Source organism: Roseicyclus sp., from assembly GCF_052168335.1.
In the GTDB taxonomy this organism is placed as follows: domain Bacteria; phylum Pseudomonadota; class Alphaproteobacteria; order Rhodobacterales; family Rhodobacteraceae; genus Roseibacterium.
Map to the genome: position 1 here is coordinate 1 of NZ_JBQLZP010000062.1, position 2,739 is coordinate 2,739.

Sequence of the window (2,739 nt, forward strand, 5' to 3'; positions counted from 1 at the left end):
CTCCCCCAGGCACCACACCCGGAAAAGGAGGTTCCCATGTTCCACAGACACCTTGTCGCCGCCGCCGCAGCGGCCGCCCTAGCGCCCTTCGCGGCCGGGGCCGAGGTCACGGGCGAGCCCTTCGCCTACACGGTCGACGGCATGGCGTTCGAGGGCTACGTCGCCCACGACCCGGCGCGGGAGTCGCTCGGCACCGTCCTGATCGTGCACGACTGGGACGGCATGACCGAGTACGAGGAGATGCGCGCCCGGATGCTGGCCGAAGCCGGCTACACCGCCTTCGCCATCGACGTCTACGGCGCCGAGGCCGACCCGCAGGGGATGGAGGATTACCGCGCGCTCTCGGGCGCGCTCTACGGCGACCGCGAGACGTTCCGCACGCGCCTCATGGGCTCGATCGAGGCCGCCGCCGAGATCCCCGGCGCGACGGAGGGCATGGTGATGATCGGCTACTGCTTCGGCGGCGCGGCGGTGCTCGAGGCCGCGCGCGCGGGCGCGGACCTTCAGGGCTTCGTCAGTTTCCACGGCGGGTTGCCGACGCCCGAGGGCCAGGACTGGAGCGCGGCCTCCGGCGCGCCGGTGATGTTCTTCCACGGCTCGGCCGACCCGGTCTCGGGGATCGGCGATCTCGCGGTCGTGATGGAGGAACTGGTGGCCGCAGGCATCCCGCACGGGGCGAAGATCTACGGCGGCGCGCGCCACGCCTTCACGGTGCCCTCTTCGGACGATTTCGTGGAAGAGGCTTCGATCGACAGTTTCGCGGGGTTGCTGGAGTTCCTCGGCGACGCGCTCTGAGCGGGTCCGGGCGGGGGGCGGCGGCCCTCCGCCGTCCATCCGCGGGGATCGCTGGGGCGTGGCGGGGCCGCGCCAATCCGCCGCCAAAATACCGTTTGCGTTTCGGTCGTTCCGTGGTTGGATGCTTCCACAACCCAGGGAGGCACTGAATGACCGAGGTAAGGATGTCGGTGAACGGGAAATCCGTCGCCGGCGATGTCGAGGGGCGTACGCTCCTGTCCGAGTTTCTCCGCGAAAAGCTGCGCCTGACCGGCACGCATGTGGGCTGCGACACCAGCCAGTGCGGCGCCTGCGTCGTGCACATGAACGGGAACGCGGTGAAGTCCTGCACCGTGCTCGCGCTGGATGCGGCGGGCGCGGACGTGCTGACGATCGAGGGGATGGCGGCGCCCGACGGCACGCTCTCGGCGATCCAGCAGGCGTTCCAGGATCACCACGGGCTCCAGTGCGGCTTCTGCACGCCCGGAATGGTGATGTCGGCGGCCGCGCTCCTGAAGGAGAACCCCAGGCCCACCGAGCACGAGGTCCGCGAGTATCTCGAGGGCAACATCTGCCGCTGCACGGGCTACCACAACATCGTCAAGGCGATCATGGCGGCGTCCGGGCAGGACGTCTCGGCCGTCGCCGCCGAATAGGCGGCGCGCCCGGCCGCGGGCGGGACACGTGCGTATTTGAAGAAAGATGAAGGGGGCGGGGAGGCCCCCGGCCCAGGCGGCCCCCTATCGTGGAGGGCCGGGGGAGCGACACCCAAGGGAGGACACCCATGCCGAAGGACCATGGGATCGGCGCGCGATCCAAGCGCCGCGAGGACATCCGCTTCCTGACCGGAAGCGGGCAGTATACCGACGACATGGCGATGCAGGGCCAGACCTACGCGGTCATGGTCCGCTCGAACGTCGCGCATGGGCGGATCGTGTCGATCGACACCTCCGCCGCCGCCGCGATGCCGGGCGTGCTGGCCGTCTTCACCGGCGAGGACTTCGCCGAGGTGGGGGGCAACCCGGCCGGCTGGCTGATCCATTCGCGCGACGGCTCGCCCATGCGGGAGCCCAAGCGCCCCGTTCTGGCGCATGGCAAGGTGCGCCACGTGGGCGACGCCTATGCCGCCGTGGTGGCCGAGACCTACGCGCAGGCCAGGGACGCCGCCGAGGCGGTCGCCGCGGGCACGGTGATCGAGGAGTTGCCCGCCATCGTCGACATGGCGGCGGCGGTGGCCGACGCGTCGAACCGCGTGCATGACGAGATCCCCGACAATCTCTGCTTCGACTGGGGCTGGATCGAGGACAACCGCGCGGCGGTCGATGCCGCGATGCAGGCGGCCGAGCACGTCACCGTGCTGGAACTGGTGAACAACCGCCTCGTGCCGAACGCGATGGAGCCGCGCGCCTCGATCGGCGAGTACCATCCGGGCACGGGCGAGTACAGGCTGACGACGACGAGCCAGAACCCGCACCTGACCAAGCTTCTCGTCTGCGCCTTCGTGCTCGGCATTCCCGAGCACAAGCTGACGGTGGTGGCGCCCGACGTGGGCGGGGGCTTCGGCTCGAAGATCTACCATTACGGCGAGGAGGCGCTGGTGCTGGCCGCCGCCAGGAAGCTCGGCCGGCCGGTGCGCTGGACGGCGGAGCGGACGGAGAGCTTCCTCACCGACGCCCATGGCCGCGACCACGTCACGAAGATCGAGGTCGGCGCCAAGAAGGACGGCGAGATCGTCGCCATCCGCACCACGACGCTGGCGAACGTCGGGGCGTACCTGTCGAACTTCTCGACCGCGACGCCGACCTTCCTGCACGGCACGCTGATGGCGGGGCCCTACAAGGTCCCGAACGTCTACGTGAACCTCAAGGCCGTCTTCACCAACACCGCGCCCGTCGACGCCTATCGCGGCGCCGGGCGGCCCGAGGCGACCTACAGCCTCGAGCGCGCGATCGACAAGATGGCCCG

3 protein-coding genes are annotated in these 2,739 nt (G+C 70.1%); all 3 read left to right on the forward strand.

Features of this window, described 5'->3' with window-relative positions:
- Positions 1–36: 36 nt before the first annotated feature.
- Complete coding sequence (locus tag ACTS11_RS02045; RefSeq protein ID WP_442638686.1) at positions 37–795, forward strand: dienelactone hydrolase family protein; 759 nt, start codon at positions 37–39, stop codon at positions 793–795.
- A gap of 149 nt (positions 796–944) precedes the next feature.
- Positions 945–1,430, forward strand: coding sequence for a (2Fe-2S)-binding protein (locus ACTS11_RS02050; RefSeq protein WP_442638687.1), 486 nt, complete (start codon positions 945–947; stop codon positions 1,428–1,430).
- Between the two features lie 128 nt (positions 1,431–1,558).
- The coding region (locus ACTS11_RS02055; RefSeq protein WP_442638688.1) for a xanthine dehydrogenase family protein molybdopterin-binding subunit at positions 1,559–2,739 on the forward strand (1,181 nt) is incomplete at its 3' end.

Excerpts from the sequence above, each read along its gene's own strand:
- ACTS11_RS02045 (WP_442638686.1), top strand. The coding sequence starts at position 37 with ATGTTCCACAGACACCTTGTCGCCGCCGCCGCAGCGGCCGCCCTAGCG.
- ACTS11_RS02050 (WP_442638687.1), top strand. The coding sequence starts at position 945 with ATGACCGAGGTAAGGATGTCGGTGAACGGGAAATCCGTCGCCGGCGAT.